This window comes from Caulobacter sp. SLTY (genome assembly GCF_009905535.1).
Lineage (GTDB): Bacteria > Pseudomonadota > Alphaproteobacteria > Caulobacterales > Caulobacteraceae > Caulobacter.
Genome location: NZ_JAAALA010000027.1, coordinates 14185 through 29394, shown reverse-complemented (window position 1 = coordinate 29394; position 15210 = coordinate 14185). Strand labels below are relative to the sequence as shown.

Genomic DNA, 15210 nt, shown 5'->3' with positions numbered 1-15210 from the left:
GGGATTGTGGGTCGCGATGTGCGGCCTTGTGCCCACGGCTATGCGGCGTCGTCGGGAGATGGCCAAACGGCCTCGGAATTTAACCCGGGTAAAATTATCCGAGGTCGCGGAGGATGGCGGCGGCGGAGAGGCGCGCGGCGACCGCAGCGGTGAGGGCGGCCAGGACCGGGACAGGCAGGACGGCCAGCAGGTCGATCCAGGCCAGGGGCAGGACGGGGGTGAGGCCCTGGCCGCCGCCGGCCAGGCGGGCGAGGGCGGCGAGGGCAGCCGCGGCTGTCGCCCCGAAGGCCCCGGCCATGCCGGCGGCCGTGGCGAAACGGGTCTGGAACAGGCGGGCGACGAACCCTGTCTCGGCGCCGGACAGGTGCAGCACCTCGATGACGTCGCGATGGGCGGCCAGGCCCGCGCGGGTGGCGAAGCCGATCACGGCTGCAGCCGCGGCGATGATCAGCAGGCAGACCGACAGGGCGAACCAGCGGGCGAAGCCGGCGGCGCGCTGGATGTCGGCGATCCAGACGCTGTGGTCATCAACGGTGGCCAGCACCCCGGCGGCCTTCAGGGCGCGGTCGAGGTCAGCGGCCTTGGCGGGGGCCTTGGGGTCGAGGTCGACGGTGACCAGGCGGGGCAGGGGCAGGTCGTCGATCATGGCGTCGCGGCCGAGCCAGGGCTCGAGCAGGGCCTCGGCCTTTTCCTTCTCCAGGGCGCGCGCCTCGGTGACGCCCTTGACGCCGCTGAGCGCCTCGGCGGCGCGGGCGGCGGCGGCGTCGGGGGTTTCGGCCCCGTGGGGCTGGATGACTACAGTGGCGCTTCCGGTCAGCTGGTTGGTCCAGCCGCGGGCTGCGCGGTCGGCGGCCAGGGCGCCGATGGCGGTCAGGCAAGCGAGGAAGCAGAGGACCGCGACGATGAACACCAACGCGCCGTCTCGCGCGTCGCGTCGGGGCAGCAGCGGGCCGGGGCGCCAGCGGGCGGGATCGAAGAAGGCGCCGGTGTCGCTCATGCCGCGCCGCCCCGGCCGTAGTGGATCATCCGGCCGTTATCGAGATGGAGCACCGGCTGGCCGCTGCGGGCGACGAGGTCCTCGTCGTGGGTGGCGATCAGCACGGTGGTGCCCAGGCGGTTGAGCTCGACGAACAGGCGCAGGATGCGCAGGGCGTGGCCCTGGTCGACGTTTCCGGTCGGCTCGTCGGCCAGCAGGATGTCGGGCCGGCCGACCACGGCGCGGGCGATGGCCAGCCGCTGCTTTTCGCCGCCGGAGAGGGTGGCGGGCAGGGCGTGCATGCGGCTCTTGAGGCCGACCCAGCTGAGCAGTTCGGCGACATCGGCGCGGTACTTGTCCGGCCGTCCGCCGGAAATGCGGAGGGGCAGGGCGCAGTTGTCGAAGGCGTTGAGGTGGTCGAGCAGCCGAAATTCCTGGAACACCACCCCGATCCGACGCCGCAGGAAGGGGCGGTCGGTGGCGGCGATCTGGTCGATGTCGCGGCCGAACATGTCGATCCGGCCGCGCGAGGCGCGTTCGGCCATGTAGATCAGCTTCAGCAGGCTGGACTTGCCCGCGCCCGAGGCGCCGGTGAGAAAGTGGAAGGAGCCGGCGGGGAGCTCGAAATTGATGTCCTTCAGCACCTCCGGCGAGCGCCCATAGCGCATGCCGACGCCCGAGAAACGCAGCACGGGGCCTGCGACGTCTTGCATCGAATAGGTGTCGTCGGTGGACATGGGAGCCGGAATCGGCGACCTCACATAGAGTTGCGGGAGCGGACCGATTCGGCGGCCATGATACTGACCTGTCCTGAGTGCGCTACCCGGTATTTCGTCGGCGACGATCAGGTCGGCGCGTCCGGCCGCACTGTCAAGTGCAAGGCCTGTGGACATCGCTGGACCGCCCGTGCGGAACCGGTCCTGGACCTTGATTTGAGCGACGAAGAGGGGGCGTTCGCCCGCGAACCGTCCACCTTGACGCCCGAGCCCACGCCGCTGGTCGAGCTGCCCGGCGAGGAGCTGCCCAAGGTATTCCGGGCCAAGGCCCAGACCGAGCGGCGGGTGCGTGAGGCGGCGACCACCGGCATCGTCTGGGCGGCCATGACCGGCATGCTGGTGGTGATCGGCGCCGGGGCCTATTTCGGGCGCGAGACGGTGGTGAACATCTGGCCCCGGACGGCGTCGGTCTATGCCGCGGTCAACGCGCCGGTGAACCGGGTGGGGCTGGAGATCGAGGACATCCGGGCCGAACCGGCGCTGCAGGACGGCCATGCGGCGCTGTCGGTGTCCGGGGTGATCCGCAATGTGCGGGCCGAGACGGTGACCGCGCCGCCGCTGCAGATCAGCCTGCTGAACGACAAGAACAAGCGGGTGATGGCCAAGATCGCCAGCGCCGCCGATCCCAGAATTCCGGCCGGGGAGACCCGTCATTTCGCCGTGGTGCTGGTCGATCCGCCCCGGACCGCCTCGGACGTGGAGGTGGCGTTTGTGCTCGACAAGGGCGCGGTGGCGCAGAAGCCGAAGAAGACGTCGGCGCCCAAGGCCGGGACCGAGGTGAAGGGGCCGTCGTTGCGCGGCAGCAAGAGCGCCGAGCCTGCGGAGGCGTCGGCGGCGGGTCATGTGGAAGAGGCCAAGCCGCTGGGGGCGCACGATCCGAACGCCCTGCCGGCTGCGGCCGAAGCGGAGGCGGGACATTGAGCGACGCGGCGCCGAAGGTGCTGATCTCCGAGGCGGAGATCGCCGAGCGGGTCGAGGCGCTGGCGCGCGAGATCGCGCCGAGGATCGATGACGAGACGGTGGCCGTCTGCCTGCTGACCGGGGGAATCTGGTTCGCGGCCGACCTGACGCGGGCCTTGGCCCGGCTGGGGCGGATGGTGCATTTCGACGCCCTGTGGCTGTCGTCCTACAAGGACGCGCGGGCGAGTTACGGCCGGTGCGAGGTGCGGGCTGACCTGCAGCGGCCGGTGCTGGGCCGCAAGACGCTGATCCTCGACGATGTGTTCGACACCGGCCTGTCGCTCAGCGAGGCGGCGCGGCTGACGCGGGACGCCGGGGCGGCGGAGGTGCTGACCGCGGTGTTCGCGAGGAAGCCCTGGCCGGAGAAGCGGGCGATGGAGCCGGACTTCGTGGCCTGGGAGGCGCCGGCGCGGTTCCTGGTCGGGTACGGGCTTGATGTGGCCGGGACGATGCGGGGACTGCCGTATATCGGGGCGATGGACTGAGGCTCAGGCGAGCCAGTTCTCGACCGTGAGGCCCGGGACGCGGCGGAATTCGCGTTCGTTGTCGGTGACCAGGATGCAGCCGAGCGCCATGGCGTGAGCCGCGATGAGCATGTCAAAGGCGCCTATGACAGCGCCAGCGATCTCAAGATCGGCGCGCAGGGCCCCATAGAGCTGGTCCGCAGGCGGCTCAAGCGCTTCGGTCGGAATGTCGGCCAGGACCTGGCCGAGTTGGGACAAGCGCGCGGGCGTCGGCCGGCGGAGGACGCCGTGCCGGAGTTCGGCCGCGCAGATAACGCTTGTGCACACCGCATCGTCATCCAGAAGCAGGACTTTTTGCCCCGCGGGGCCGATCGGATCGCGCATCAGGGCCGACAGGATATTGGTGTCGAGCAGGTAGCGGGGCACTAGAGATCGACAGGCTCGGGGGGCGGATCCTCAGGCAGTTCGAACCATTCTTCAGGCGGAAGCGGCTTCATCGAGAGGAGCGCTTCCCTGAACGTCCTTTTCTTGACCACGGGCTCGATCAACACGCCTTCGCCGACCTTGCGCAGGGTCACCTCCGTGCCCGGGAAACGCATGTCGCTGGGGATGCGCACCGATTGGCTGCGTCCGTTCAGGAACAGCTTTGCAAGGCGTACATCGGAGGCGTCGTCTGGCATAGGCCGGAGTATATGCCTCCGGCATCCGAAGGCAACGACCTGCCGCCACGTCATACTTGCCGCCCACGTCAACCGGCGACAGGCTGAACCCGTCCGGCCCGGCAGAGGCCGGCGGGAGGATGCCATGGCCTATGAAACCATCCTGAGCGAGCTCAAGGACGGGGTGCTGACCCTGACCCTGAACCGGCCGGAGCAGCTGAACGCCTATACCGCCCAGATGGGCATCGACCTGGCTGACGCCTTCGTGGCGGCGGATGAAGACGATGCGGTGCGGGTGATCGTGGTGACCGGGGCCGGGCGGCATTTCTGCGCCGGGGCGGACATGGGGTCGGGGTCGGATAGCTTTGGTGACGATGGGGATCGGCTGTTCGGCGCGCGCAAGGCGCCGGGGCCGAAGGGCGGGTTTGTCGGCGCCATCTTCGCCTGTCGCAAGCCCTCGATCGCGGCGATCAACGGCGGGGCGGTCGGGGTGGGGGTGACCATGACCCTGCCGATGGACATCCGCATCTGTTCGGACCGGGCCAAGTTCGGGTTCGTGTTCGCGCGGCGGGGGTTGGCGCCGGAGGCGGGGTCAGCGTGGTTCCTGCCCCGGCTGGTGGGCCTGCCGCAGGCGCTGCGGTGGTGCTACCGGGCCGATGTTTTCGGGGCGGAGGAGGCCTTGCGGGGCGGGCTGGTCAGCGAGGTGGTGGCGCCGGACGATCTGCTGGGGCGGGCGCAGGCGCTGGCGCGGGAGATCGCCGAGGAGACCTCGCCGGTGTCGATCGCCATGGTGCGGCAGCTGTTGTGGCGGTCGGCGGGGGAGCCGGACCTGTTCAAGGTGTTGGCCGTGGACGGGCCGGCCAACATGGCGATGGGGGCGAGCGCGGACGTGAAGGAGGGGGTGGCGGCGTTCCTGGAGAAGCGGAAGCCGGACTTTCCGGGGAAGGTTTCGAGCGATATGCCGCCGCAGTATCCGTGGTGGGACTAAGGGGAAACGTCAGCCGCGCTGCGGCCTGCCTGTCCCCGCCTGGTTGCCAGGCGCCGGGTAAGGGCTATGGTCAGGCCCGTGCTGCGGGGCGCCTTACATGAGACCCCTTCCTCTGGCGCTTGGCGCCTCGACGCTGATTGCATTTGCCGCAGCCATCGGCTTTGCGGCTTACGGCGAAGCCATCGGGTATCTGCCGCACCTGTTCATCGAGAGCGATTGGGTGGTCAAGGTTTCGGTCGCGGTGTCTTTGGCCGTACTCGTTTGGGCGACTAGGCTGCGGAATGCCTCGGGCGAGGCTAACCGCCGCCTGAACATAATTGCGATGCTGTCGGTCGGCCTCGGCCTGATGTTCTCGCTGCTTTTGTTCAACAACCCAGGGCTGGTCTGTGTCGACGAGACCAAGGTCGATATGCTCAAGGTGATGGGGTCCAAGTATGCACAGGACCTGATCCCCATCAGCTTCGGGCTGTTGACGGCCACGGTGGCAGCAGCGCGTGTCCGGCCGATGATGACCGGGACTTTACCGGCTCCAGAACCGACCGGAGCTTAAAGCCACCCTGCCGCCGTCTCGTCGGCCAGCATTTCCTCATAGGTCGGGCGGCGGCGGATGACGGCGAACTGGTCGCCGTGGACCAGGACTTCGGGGACCAGGGGGCGGCTGTTGTATTCGCTGGCCATGGCGGCGCCGTAGGCGCCGGCGCTCATGAAGGCGACGAGGGCGCCCGTGTCGAGGGGGGGCATCATCCGGTCGCGGGTGAAGGTGTCACCGGTTTCGCAGACGGGGCCGACCACGTCGAAGGGCTCGGGGACGGCGTTGGTGGCTGCGACCGGGCGGATGTCGTGGAACGCGTCGTACATCGCCGGGCGGAGGAGGTCATTCATGGCCGCGTCGAGGACCAGAAACTTGCGGCCCTCGGGGCGTTCGTGGCGGTGGAGCACCTGGGTCAGGAGGACGCCGGCGTTGGCGGCGATCATCCGGCCGGGTTCGAAGGCGAGCTGGACGTCCAGGCCGCTGACCACCCTGGCGACCATGGCGGCATAGTCGGCGGGGGAGGGGGGCTCGGGCATGTTGAAGTAGGGGACGCCCAGGCCGCCGCCGAGGTCGAGGCGCTCGACGGTCTGGCCGTCGGCGCGGAGCTGTTCGACCAGGCCGCGCATCTTGCTGAAGGCGGCTTCGAAGGGGGCGAGGTCAGTGATCTGGCTGCCGATGTGGCAGGCGACGCCGAGGGGGTTCAGGTGCGGGTGGGCGGCGGCCTTGGCGTAGAGGCGGCGGGCCTCGGCGAAGGAGACGCCGAACTTGTTGTCGGCCTTGCCGGTGGAGATCTTGGCGTGGGTGCCGGACTCGACGTCCGGGTTCACCCGGAAGACGACGGGGGCCTGGAGGGTCAGGCGTTCGGCGATGGCGGCGATCAGGTCGAGCTCGGGCTCGGACTCGACGTTGATCTCGGCGACGCCGGCGCGGAGGGCAAAGTCGATCTCCTCCGGGCGCTTGCCGACGCCGGAGAAGACGATGCGGCCAGCGGGGATGCCGGCGGCGAGGGCGCGGCGGATCTCGCCTTCGGAGACGGTGTCGGCGCCGGCGCCGAGCGCGCCGAGGACGCGCAGGACCGAGACGTTGCCGTTGGCCTTGACAGCGTAGGCGATCAGCGGCTCGCCCAGCTGCGGGTGGGCGCGTAGGGCCTCGCGGAAGACGTTGAAGTGCCGTTCCAGGGTGGCCTGGCTGTAGACGTAGACCGGCGTGCCGACGGCCCTGGCGATGGCCGCCAGGGGCACGTCTTCACAGTGGAGCTCGCCGAGGCGGGTCTCGAAGTGATTCATTTAGTTGGGCGGCTTGCCGAAGGGGTCGTTGGTCCCGGCGATCGGCTGCTGGCGGATGGTGGCGGCGCTGGAGGCCGGGTCGCGGACCTCCTGCAGGGAGCCGGCCTGGGACGGCTTGTTGGCCTTTTCGGAGGCGGCGCGCTTGGCCTGCTCCTCCTTGGCGCGCTCGGCCGGCGGGCGCTCGTCGGGGCCCCAAAGGGGGCCGGGACGCTCCGGTTCGCCAACACTGCCGCAGGCGGCGAGGGTGAGGGAGCCGAGAAGAATGAGGGCGGCGCGTTTCATGCGAGGACTTCCTTCCAACGCGCGATCTGGGCGCGGACCTGTTCGGGGGCCGTGCCGCCGTAGCTCTTGCGGCTGGCGGCGGAGGCGGCGGGGGTGAGCACTGAATAGACCCCTTCGGTGATGCGGGGGTCCAGCGCTTTCAACTCGTCGAGCGAAAGTTCGGGCAGATCGACGCCCAGCGTCTCGGCCCGCTTCACGGCCGCGCCGGTCAGGTGGTGGGCCTGGCGGAAGGGCAGGTCGAGCTCGCGGACCAGCCAGTCGGCCAGATCGGTGGCGGTGGAGAAGCCGGAGGCGGCGGCGGCGGCCATGCGGTCCCGGTTGGGTTCGAGGTCGGAGACCATCCCCGCCATGGCGCCCAGGGCCAGCTGAAGGGCGTCGAAGGCCTCGAAGGTCGGGGCCTTGTCCTCCTGCATGTCCTTCGAATAGGCCAGCGGCAGGCCCTTCATCACCACGGTCAGGCTGGTGAAGGCGGCGAGGATGCGGCCGACCTTGGCGCGGGAGAGTTCGGCGGCGTCGGGATTCTTCTTCTGCGGCATGATCGAGCTGCCGGTGGTGAAGGCGTCCGACAGGCGGATGAAGCCGAACTGAGGAGTCATCCAGATGACGATCTCCTCGGCCAGCCGCGACAGGTGGGTCGAGCAGATGGTGGCGGCGCTGAGGGCTTCCAGGGCGAAGTCGCGGCTGGAAACCGAGTCGAGGCTGTTGGCGGTGGGGGCGGCGAAGCCCAGGGCCGCTGCGGTCATCGCCCGGTCGATGGGGAAGGGCGAGCCGGCCAGGGCGGCGGCGCCGAGCGGGCATTCGTTCATCCGGGCGCGGGCGTCGCGGAAGCGGGAGGCGTCGCGGCCGAACATCTCGACATAGGCCATCAGGTGGTGGCCGAAGGTCACCGGCTGGGCCGGCTGTAGATGGGTGAAGCCGGGCATCAGGGTGTCGGCGTGCGGCTCGGCCTTGGCCAGCAGGGCCTGCTGCAGGTGGATGATCTGATCGACCGTGCGGTCGCAGGCCTCGCGCACCCAGAGGCGGAAGTCGAGGGCGATCTGGTCGTTGCGGCTGCGGGCGGTGTGCAGGCGGCCGGAGGGCTCCCCGATCAGCTCGGCCAGCCGGGCCTCCACATTCATGTGGATGTCCTCGAACTCCTCGCGGAAGGGGAAGACGCCTTCTTCCATCTCGCCTTCGATGGCCATCAATCCGCGCTGGATTTGCGCCTCATCCTCGCTAGATATCGCCCCCACGGCGGCCAGCATGGCGGCGTGGGCCTTGGAGCCCGCGAGGTCCTGGGCCGCCAGGCGGCGGTCGACGCCGATGGAGACGTTGATGGCCTGCATCAGCTCCGCCGGCTTGGCGGTGAAACGCCCGCCCCACATGGCTTGGCCTTTAGGGGCGTTGTTCGAGGAGTCGTCGGTCATATGAACGAAGTATCCAAGGCCGGTCGGCGGCCCGATGTGTTGCGGTGGGCGATTACGGTGGCGATCCTGGGAGGCGCGCTGGCGGTTCTATATGTCATCCTCAGCGCGGTCATCAAACCGAACGGCCCGACGAACCTGGCTGCCCTGAAAAGAGGCGGGCTGGAGCGGCTGGAAGTGGTGACGGCGCCCAAGCCGCAGCCGACGATGAGCTTCAAGGACGCGGCGGGGAAAGATGTCAGCCTGGCCGACTTCAAGGGCAAGGTGCTGATCGTCAACTTCTGGGCCACCTGGTGCGCGCCCTGCAAGGTGGAGATGCCGACGCTGTCGCGGCTGGCGGCCACCTATCGCGGCCAGGACGTGGCGGTGATCGCCATCAGCATCGACAAGGACGACAAGGACGGGGAGGCGCGGTTCTTCATCGGCAAGAACCGGCCGCTCGATTACTACCGCGACCCGGCCGGTTCGATGCCCTTCCTGCTCGACCCGCCGGCGCTGGGGATGCCGACGACGCTGGTCTATGACCGCAAGGGGGTGGAGCGGGCGCGCGTGGCCGGCGAGGCCGACTGGGCCAGCGGCGAGGCCATCGAGCTGGTGCGGGTGCTGCTGGCCGAGCCGAAGTGACGCCGGGCGAGATCGACGCGCTGGAGCGGATCGCCGACCGGGCCTGGTTGGCGGCGGAGCGGGCGACGCATGGGCCGTGGTTGCTCAACGCGGCGGACGGGTGGTCGGGGCGGTTGAACGCCTGCTGGCCGCTCGGGACGCCCGAGGGCGGGTTGGAGGCGGCGGTAGAGGCGGTCGAGGCCTGGTACCGGGACCGCAGCCTGAAGCCGCAATTCAAGCCGGCGGGGGAGACCGAGGCGCTGGAGGCGCTGCTGACCCGGCGGGGGTACCGGTTGCATACGCCGACGCAGATGATGATCGCGGAGATCGGCGCGGCCGGATCGCCGACGCGGGTGCGGGTTGCGGAAGAGGCCGACGCGGCGTTCGAGACGGTGTTTCTGGGAGCAGAGGAGAACGCAGCGGACGCGGCCGAGCGGATTGCTGCTTTCCGGCGGACTCCCCGGCCTAGGGTGTTCGCCACGATCGCGCTGAACGGCGCGCCGGTGGCCATCGGCGGCTGCGCGGTCGAGGGGGACTGGGCGGGGATCTTCGGGATGCGGACCCTGGCCGGGCATCGGCGGCAGGGGCTGGCGCGGGATATCGTGGCGGCGTTGCTGGCGGGGGCGAAGGCGGCCGGAGCCAGCCGCGCTTATCTGCAGGTCGAATCGCCCAATGCGCCGGCCATCGCGCTGTACGAAGGGTTCGGGTTCCGGCTGGCCTATCCCTATCGCTACTGGACACTCGACTGATCGGCTTTGGCCTGGTCTCGGGCGGAAGCCCATTGGGCGATGGCGACCCCGGCCAGGGCCAGCAGGGCGCCGAACCCCTGTAGCGGCGTCATGATCTCGGCAAAGATCATCCAGCCCAGGGCAGCGGCGACCGCAGGCTGGATCAGGACCACGACGCTGGCGGTGGGTGTCGGCAATCGGCCCAGCGCCCAGGCGATGGCCCCCTGGCCGGTGACGTGCACCACGGCGAGGCCCAGGCAGGCGCCCCAGCCGGCGAGGCTGGCGGGCAGGACGGGCTCGCCGAGCAGCAGCATGATGACGCCCAGGGCGGCGGCGGTGACCAGGCTGGACCAGAACATCACCGCCGTGGTCCCGAAGGTGGCGCGGGCCTGGCGGACGCAGAAGAAGTAGCCGGCGTAAAACAGGGCGGTGGCGGCGGAGAGGGCGTCGCCCAGCGGCGGATTGCTGCCCGGCGCGCCGGCGCCTCGGCCCTCGGCCATGGTCCAGGCGCCGATCAGGCCCAGGCCCATGCCGACCAGGAACAGGGCGCCCACCTTCTCGCGGAAGATCAGGAAGCCGGCGACGGTGACCACCAGCGGGGTGAGGTTGGCCAGCACTGTGGCGTTGGCCACCGAGGTCATGCCGATGCCGTAGTGCCAGAGGGCCAGGTCGCCGGCGAAGAACAGTCCGGCCAGCAGGATCGGCAGGTTGGGCTTCAGGGGGGCGGGTTTCCCGGGGCGGAACAGGAAGGGCGCCAACAACGGGAGGGCAAGGAACATCCGCCAGAAGCCAGCGGCGGCCGGGCCGGTCTCGGTCAGCCGCACGAAAATGGGGGCGAAGCCAATGGCGCAGGCCCCGGCCAGCAGGGCGATCAGCGGCAGCGCACGGCTGTTCACGAAAATCCGAGCTCCCGGCGCAGCGTCTCGGCGGTCACGCCGGCGGCGCGAATCTCCCGCAGGGTCTGCGCCCTGTCGCGCTTGGCGTAGCGCTTGCCGTTCGGTCCGACCAGCAGGGGATGGTGGCGGTAGGTCGGGGTGGGGAGATCGAGGAGGGTCTGGAGCAGGCGCTGGATATGGGTCGCCTCGAACAGGTCCTCGCCGCGGATGACCTCGGTGATCCCCTGCAGCGCGTCATCGACCACCACGGCGAGGTGGTAGGCGACGCCGACATCCTTGCGAGCCAGGACGATGTCGCCCGCGTTGGCGGGGTCGGCCTGGACCAGGCCGTGAGTGTGGTCCTGGAAGGTGAGGTTGCTGAAGCCGCCGAGCTGTTGTTGGGCGGCGGCGAGGGAGAGGCGCCAGGCGTAGGGCCGGCCGGCGGCGAGCTGGATGGCTTCTTCCTCCGCCGGAAGCGGGGCGCCGGTGAAGGGCAGGGGCAGCCCGTGAGGCGCGCTCTGAGCCTGGGCCGCAAGTTCCTTGCGGGTGCGGAAGCAGCGGTAGGCGAGGCCGGCGGCGCGGAGGGTGTCCAGGGCGACTTCGTAGGTGGCGAGATGATCGGACTGGCGGCGGACAGGGGATTCCCAGGTCAGTCCTAGCCACGCCAGGTCTTCGAGCAGGGCGGCTTCGTACTCAGGCCGGCAGCGGGTGGCGTCGATGTCCTCGATACGAAGCAGGAAGCGGCCGTTGGCGGCCCGGGCGGCGGCGTAGGCCGTCAGGGCGGAATAGGCGTGGCCCCGGTGGAGATAGCCGGTGGGCGAGGGGGCAAAGCGGGTGACGAAGGGTCGGGTCACCGGAATGGTTTAGCCGCACGCTTGCCCCGCCGATAGCGGGGTGGGGACTGGCTCGCCGCGTCAGCAGCGTCGAAGGTCGCGCGCAATAGGCTATCGGCGTGCCTGTCCCCGAAGCGGCGGCCTGTCGGGGACAGGTACGCCAGGTGACGATGAGGCAGGTCGGCGACGCGGGTGATGCGGCGAACCAGTCCCCTGGTCTTAGTTGTTCGCGGGCGCTTCGGAGATGTCTTCCAGGATCGCGCCGGCCTTGCGGGCGGAAGCTTCCTGAGCGACGTCGCCGAGGGAGACGATGCCGGTCAGGGCCTGTTTGTCGTCGACGATCAGGATGCGGCGGACCTGCTTGTCCTGCATCTGGAAGATCACATCGGCGATCGACGAATCCTCGCGGCAGGTCTGCACGTCGGTGGTCATGACTTCCGACACCGGGGTGTCGAAGCTGCGCTGTTCGCCGACGACGCGCAGGACGATGTCGCGATCGGTGATGATGCCCTTGATCTGGCCGTCCTCGACGACCGGGATGGCGCCGGTGTCGATGTCGTTCATCCGGCGGGCCACGTCGGCGACCGTGTCGGAGGGCTTGGCGACCTGCGGGTTGGCGGTCATCACTTCGGAAATCTGCATGGCGAAAGAGCCCCTTTGGCGGCTATCGAGAGCCTACCTAACGGGCCAGTCGGAGGCTGCGTTCCCTCAGGTCTTCCGGTTGAACATGCCGAGATGGCTGAGCACGGCCCGCAGGAAGCCCTCTTCGCCTCCGAACGCCTCTTTGAGGGGGGCGAACTGCTTGAACATGCTCATCTCGGCCAGGCCATGGCCGGCGCACCAGGCGGCGATGGTGGCCAGTTCGACATCCATGTCCGCGACCTCGTCGCCGGCCACCTGCTTGAATGCGCCGCGGACCAGGCAGTAGGCGCTGTCTTCCTTGTCCTGGATGCCTTCGGGCAGCATGTCCTTGTCGCGCGAGCAGTCGTACATCACCCGGTAGAGGGCGGGGTGGTCCTGCGAAAACTGCACGTAGGACACGCCGATCTCGGTCAGCATGCTGCCCATCTCGGCGGACGAGCGCGCCTTGGCGTCGGTCATCGCCACGCCAAGCGCTTCCCAGCCCACGTGAGCCACGGCGTCGAGCAGTTCGCCCTTGTCCTTGAAGTGGTGATAGGGCGCAGCCGGACTGACCCCGGCCTCCCGCGCCACGGCCCGCAGGCTGAGGGCCCCAGGCCCTTCCCGCTCCAGGATCCGGATGGCGGCGTCGACCAGGGCGCGGCGAAGATCGCCGTGGTGGTAGGGGCGGGTATCGGCAACAGCAGCGGTGCTCATTTGACCTGTATAAACTTTCATCCGAACGACGTAAAGATCATCTTGACAGCGCTTAGATGGGAGCCTATCTGAGCACTGTCCAGATCGGACAACCTCACCGAAGCCCCTCCCCGGGCCAAGTGGGGATGACAAGGGGGCTCCCGCACTGTCGGGGCCAAACTCAAAAGGTGTGTGTCATGCAAGTTTCCAACCTCGTCGCTTTCGAGCGCCTGTTCGACCGTTCGGTTTCCGTCTTCCTCGTGGGCCTGGGTCTGGTCCTGGCGGGCGGTATGGCGTTCGTCGGCGTTTAGAGCGAGCCGGGCGGCGGCCTGATCCCTCAGGTCGCCAACGCCCGGGAACAGTTTCTCGATCCAGCACAGAGACTTCAGGGACGCTTTCGAGCGTCCCTTTTCCTTTGTGCGCCTGTTGACCCGCGCCCACGGACCCGCCGAGGATCACGGAAAAAGGGGGGAGGGCGCGATGCTTCCATACGTTTTTCTGGCCTGTCTGCTGGACCCGGTTCTGTGGGGCCTGGTCACGATCGGTCTGGCGTTGACCCGTTGGCGACCGTCGATGCTGCTTGGCGCGGCGATCGTGGTGGGGTCGGCTTTGGCGGTCACCGGCATGCTGTTCGCCATGCGGGGCGAAAGCGATGTCGGGGCCTTCATGCTCTCGGCGGCGATCCGGGCCGCGGCGGCGGCGGCGATCGTCGGCCTCCAGCTGTTGGTCGCCCGGCTGATCCGGCGGGGCAGGACGGGCGCGCCTCGCTAGAGGGTTTTCACGCCGGTTCGCGGCGGCGTCTTGGACCTGTCGTCGATTTAGGTCATTTTCCCAGGGCTCTCGGGGATGTTGGCGATTCTCGAAATTGGCGGAAAGGCAGGCGGGTCTTCAGTCCGATTGCGTACTCCAAGATGCCGGCCCTCTGTTACGGAGGGGTCCTGTGATGCAGGTCGTCACGCACGCGCCCAATGGCTGGCCCGCCCTGGTGCTGAATGCCGACTATCGGCCGCTCAGCTATTATCCGCTGTCCGTCTGGCCCTGGCAGGACGTGATCAAAGCGGTGTTCCTCGACCGCGTCGATGTCATTTCCACCTATGACCAGGTGATCCGCAGCCCTTCGTTCGAGATGCGGCTGCCGAGCGTGGTGTCGCTCAAGCAATACGTTTCCCAGGATCGGCCGCCGGCCTTCACGCGGTTCAACCTGTTCCTGCGGGACGGGTTCACCTGCCAGTACTGCCCCTCGACGGACGACCTGACGTTCGACCATGTGCTGCCGCGTTCGCGAGGCGGGAGGACGACCTGGGAAAATATCGTCACGGCCTGCGCGCCCTGTAACCTGGCCAAGGGCGGGCGGACGCCGCGCGAGGCGCATATGCATCCCAGGAGGGCGCCGCGCCGGCCGTCGATGCATGAGCTGCAGGACCGTGGGCGAAAATTCCCGCCCGGCCATCTGCATGAAAGCTGGCTCGACTACCTCTACTGGGACATCGAGCTGGAGGCCTGAGCCAGCGCCGCTATGGCGTGGAAACGTCCGGCGGCGTCTTCGAGCCAGGCCAGACCCTTGATGATTTCCGCATGGTTCGACTGGCGCGAGCTGTTGAGCAGCTGGCGGCGCTTGGTGGCGTCGAAGGGGTGACCGCCCTTGGCGTAGCGGCTCATCAGGGGGCCTTGCACCACCATACGGACGGCCGCGGGGTCGGCCGGCTGGCCTAGGTGAGTCAGGGCCGATGTCAGGCCAGGCTCGGGGGCCGCCAGGAAGGTGTCGAAGTCGATCCAGTGGACCTGGCCGGGGTGCTCGTCGGCCGCGGCCTTAAGGGCCAGCATCTCGCAGGCCCAGACCATGGCGGTCCGCTCGCCCAGCGACATACGATGCAGTGTGAACGGCTCCGCGCCCAGTCGGCGGTGGAGGCGGGCGAGGGCGGTGGTGGCGGAGACCCGGACATCGCCGGTGGCCGGAGGGCTGACCAGTACGCCGGCGAGATAGGCCTCTGGCGTGACGGTCATCATCAGCGCGCGAGGGCGGCTGGAGCGGGAAAGCAGCGCGGGCGCCATCTCGCCGGCCCAGCTGGTGGCCTTGATCAGGGGAAGCTGACCGGGCCGATAGGTGCGCGACCAGAGTTTGAGGCAGAGGCTGAGCACGGCTTCGAACCGCTCGGCCGACCAAAGGCTTTCTGGTCGGTTCAGATGGCCGTGAAGCTGAGCCAGCAATGGCAGGGGCATCGGCTCTCGCAGGCTGAGCACCCCAGGAAACGCCCCTAGCAGCCGGGACATCAAGGTCGAGCCGACGTGGCCGATGTGGAAAATGAAGTCGCAGCGCTCCGGCAGGCCGCCGGTAAGGCCGGCGATCTCGTCCAGCCGGGCCCAGAGACCCGGCGTTTGGGGACCCATGATGCTGTCGTCGAGAAAGGCGGCCTGCGCATAGGCGGCCTCGTTCAATCGCACCAGATGGGCGGCCTCGTGTACCGGGTCCAGCCGGTGCAAGAGGATGTCGGGCGATGCGGCCAATGCTGGTCCGAGGCCCTCAAGCACCC

20 protein-coding genes are annotated in these 15210 nt (G+C 68.9%); 8 read left to right on the top strand and 12 right to left on the bottom strand.

The window, feature by feature from the left end; genetic code table 11:
* Positions 1 to 94 precede the first annotated feature (94 nt).
* The gene (locus tag GVN21_RS15135; RefSeq protein ID WP_166575594.1) at positions 95 to 997 is read right to left on the bottom strand and encodes an ABC transporter permease; all 903 of its coding nucleotides are present in this window, start codon (positions 995 to 997) and stop codon (positions 95 to 97) included.
* The gene (ftsE, locus tag GVN21_RS15130) at positions 994 to 1689 is read right to left on the bottom strand and encodes a cell division ATP-binding protein FtsE (RefSeq protein WP_166575619.1); all 696 of its coding nucleotides are present in this window, start codon (positions 1687 to 1689) and stop codon (positions 994 to 996) included. The genes GVN21_RS15135 and ftsE overlap by 4 nt, the downstream gene beginning before the upstream one ends.
* An 81-nt stretch (positions 1690 to 1770) precedes the next feature.
* On the opposite strand from ftsE, the gene GVN21_RS15125 reads away from it, so the two are divergent.
* Together GVN21_RS15125 and GVN21_RS15120 are read left to right on the top strand one after the other, a co-directional pair.
* Positions 1771 to 2673, top strand: a complete 903-nt coding sequence (locus GVN21_RS15125; protein WP_166575593.1) for a DUF3426 domain-containing protein — start codon at positions 1771 to 1773, stop codon at positions 2671 to 2673.
* Complete coding sequence (locus GVN21_RS15120) at positions 2670 to 3197, top strand: phosphoribosyltransferase family protein (protein WP_166575592.1); 528 nt, start codon at positions 2670 to 2672, stop codon at positions 3195 to 3197. Before GVN21_RS15125 ends, GVN21_RS15120 begins: the two co-directional genes overlap by 4 nt.
* A 3-nt stretch (positions 3198 to 3200) precedes the next feature.
* Here the strand turns inward: GVN21_RS15120 and GVN21_RS15115 are convergent, their stop codons facing one another.
* Positions 3201 to 3602, bottom strand: coding sequence for a type II toxin-antitoxin system VapC family toxin (locus GVN21_RS15115; protein ID WP_166575591.1), 402 nt, complete (start codon positions 3600 to 3602; stop codon positions 3201 to 3203).
* The gene (locus GVN21_RS15110) at positions 3602 to 3856 is read right to left on the bottom strand and encodes an AbrB/MazE/SpoVT family DNA-binding domain-containing protein (protein WP_166575590.1); all 255 of its coding nucleotides are present in this window, start codon (positions 3854 to 3856) and stop codon (positions 3602 to 3604) included. The genes GVN21_RS15115 and GVN21_RS15110 overlap by 1 nt, the downstream gene beginning before the upstream one ends.
* A 124-nt stretch (positions 3857 to 3980) precedes the next feature.
* Between GVN21_RS15110 and GVN21_RS15105 the strand changes: the two genes are divergently transcribed.
* Together GVN21_RS15105 and GVN21_RS15100 are read left to right on the top strand one after the other, a co-directional pair.
* Positions 3981 to 4823: an enoyl-CoA hydratase-related protein gene (locus tag GVN21_RS15105; protein WP_166575589.1), complete on the top strand. Its 843-nt coding sequence runs from the start codon at positions 3981 to 3983 to the stop codon at positions 4821 to 4823.
* A gap of 97 nt (positions 4824 to 4920) precedes the next feature.
* Complete coding sequence (locus tag GVN21_RS15100) at positions 4921 to 5373, top strand: hypothetical protein (RefSeq protein ID WP_166575588.1); 453 nt, start codon at positions 4921 to 4923, stop codon at positions 5371 to 5373.
* Here GVN21_RS15100 and lysA read toward each other — a convergent pair.
* From lysA to argH, 3 genes are read right to left on the bottom strand one after another with little or no spacing between them, the layout of a single operon-like run.
* The gene (lysA, locus tag GVN21_RS15095; RefSeq protein WP_166575587.1) at positions 5370 to 6641 is read right to left on the bottom strand and encodes a diaminopimelate decarboxylase; all 1272 of its coding nucleotides are present in this window, start codon (positions 6639 to 6641) and stop codon (positions 5370 to 5372) included. The genes GVN21_RS15100 and lysA overlap by 4 nt on opposite strands.
* On the bottom strand, positions 6642 to 6923 hold the full coding sequence (locus GVN21_RS15090; protein WP_166575586.1) for a hypothetical protein: 282 nt from the start codon (positions 6921 to 6923) through the stop codon (positions 6642 to 6644). It abuts the gene before it with no gap.
* Positions 6920 to 8329 (bottom strand): argininosuccinate lyase, encoded by a 1410-nt coding sequence (gene argH / locus GVN21_RS15085; protein WP_166575585.1) that lies wholly within the window; start codon positions 8327 to 8329, stop codon positions 6920 to 6922. The genes GVN21_RS15090 and argH overlap by 4 nt, the downstream gene beginning before the upstream one ends.
* On the opposite strand from argH, the gene GVN21_RS15080 reads away from it, so the two are divergent.
* Together GVN21_RS15080 and GVN21_RS15075 are read left to right on the top strand one after the other, a co-directional pair.
* Positions 8330 to 8950: a TlpA disulfide reductase family protein gene (locus GVN21_RS15080; RefSeq protein ID WP_166575584.1), complete on the top strand. Its 621-nt coding sequence runs from the start codon at positions 8330 to 8332 to the stop codon at positions 8948 to 8950.
* Positions 8947 to 9678: a GNAT family N-acetyltransferase gene (locus tag GVN21_RS15075; protein WP_346764272.1), complete on the top strand. Its 732-nt coding sequence runs from the start codon at positions 8947 to 8949 to the stop codon at positions 9676 to 9678. Before GVN21_RS15080 ends, GVN21_RS15075 begins: the two co-directional genes overlap by 4 nt.
* Here GVN21_RS15075 and GVN21_RS15070 read toward each other — a convergent pair.
* The 4 genes from GVN21_RS15070 to GVN21_RS15055 form a co-directional block, all read right to left on the bottom strand.
* Complete coding sequence (locus GVN21_RS15070; protein ID WP_346764271.1) at positions 9660 to 10553, bottom strand: DMT family transporter; 894 nt, start codon at positions 10551 to 10553, stop codon at positions 9660 to 9662. The two genes, GVN21_RS15075 and GVN21_RS15070, sit on opposite strands and share 19 nt — an antisense overlap.
* Positions 10550 to 11386, bottom strand: coding sequence for a tRNA glutamyl-Q(34) synthetase GluQRS (gluQRS, locus tag GVN21_RS15065; protein ID WP_166575583.1), 837 nt, complete (start codon positions 11384 to 11386; stop codon positions 10550 to 10552). Before gluQRS ends, GVN21_RS15070 begins: the two co-directional genes overlap by 4 nt.
* Positions 11387 to 11584: 198 nt before the next feature.
* Entirely contained in the window at positions 11585 to 12007 is a 423-nt protein-coding gene (locus GVN21_RS15060) for a CBS domain-containing protein (protein WP_166575582.1), read from the bottom strand.
* A gap of 66 nt (positions 12008 to 12073) precedes the next feature.
* On the bottom strand, positions 12074 to 12700 hold the full coding sequence (locus GVN21_RS15055; RefSeq protein ID WP_166575581.1) for a TetR/AcrR family transcriptional regulator: 627 nt from the start codon (positions 12698 to 12700) through the stop codon (positions 12074 to 12076).
* A 459-nt stretch (positions 12701 to 13159) separates the two neighbouring features.
* Between GVN21_RS15055 and GVN21_RS15050 the strand changes: the two genes are divergently transcribed.
* Together GVN21_RS15050 and GVN21_RS15045 are read left to right on the top strand one after the other, a co-directional pair.
* Complete coding sequence (locus GVN21_RS15050) at positions 13160 to 13450, top strand: hypothetical protein (RefSeq protein ID WP_166575580.1); 291 nt, start codon at positions 13160 to 13162, stop codon at positions 13448 to 13450.
* A 169-nt stretch (positions 13451 to 13619) separates the two neighbouring features.
* Positions 13620 to 14183, top strand: coding sequence for an HNH endonuclease (locus GVN21_RS15045; RefSeq protein WP_346764270.1), 564 nt, complete (start codon positions 13620 to 13622; stop codon positions 14181 to 14183).
* Here GVN21_RS15045 and GVN21_RS15040 read toward each other — a convergent pair.
* Positions 14156 to 15208, bottom strand: coding sequence for a hypothetical protein (locus GVN21_RS15040; protein WP_166575578.1), 1053 nt, complete (start codon positions 15206 to 15208; stop codon positions 14156 to 14158). The genes GVN21_RS15045 and GVN21_RS15040 overlap by 28 nt on opposite strands.
* Positions 15209 to 15210: the final 2 nt, after the last annotated feature.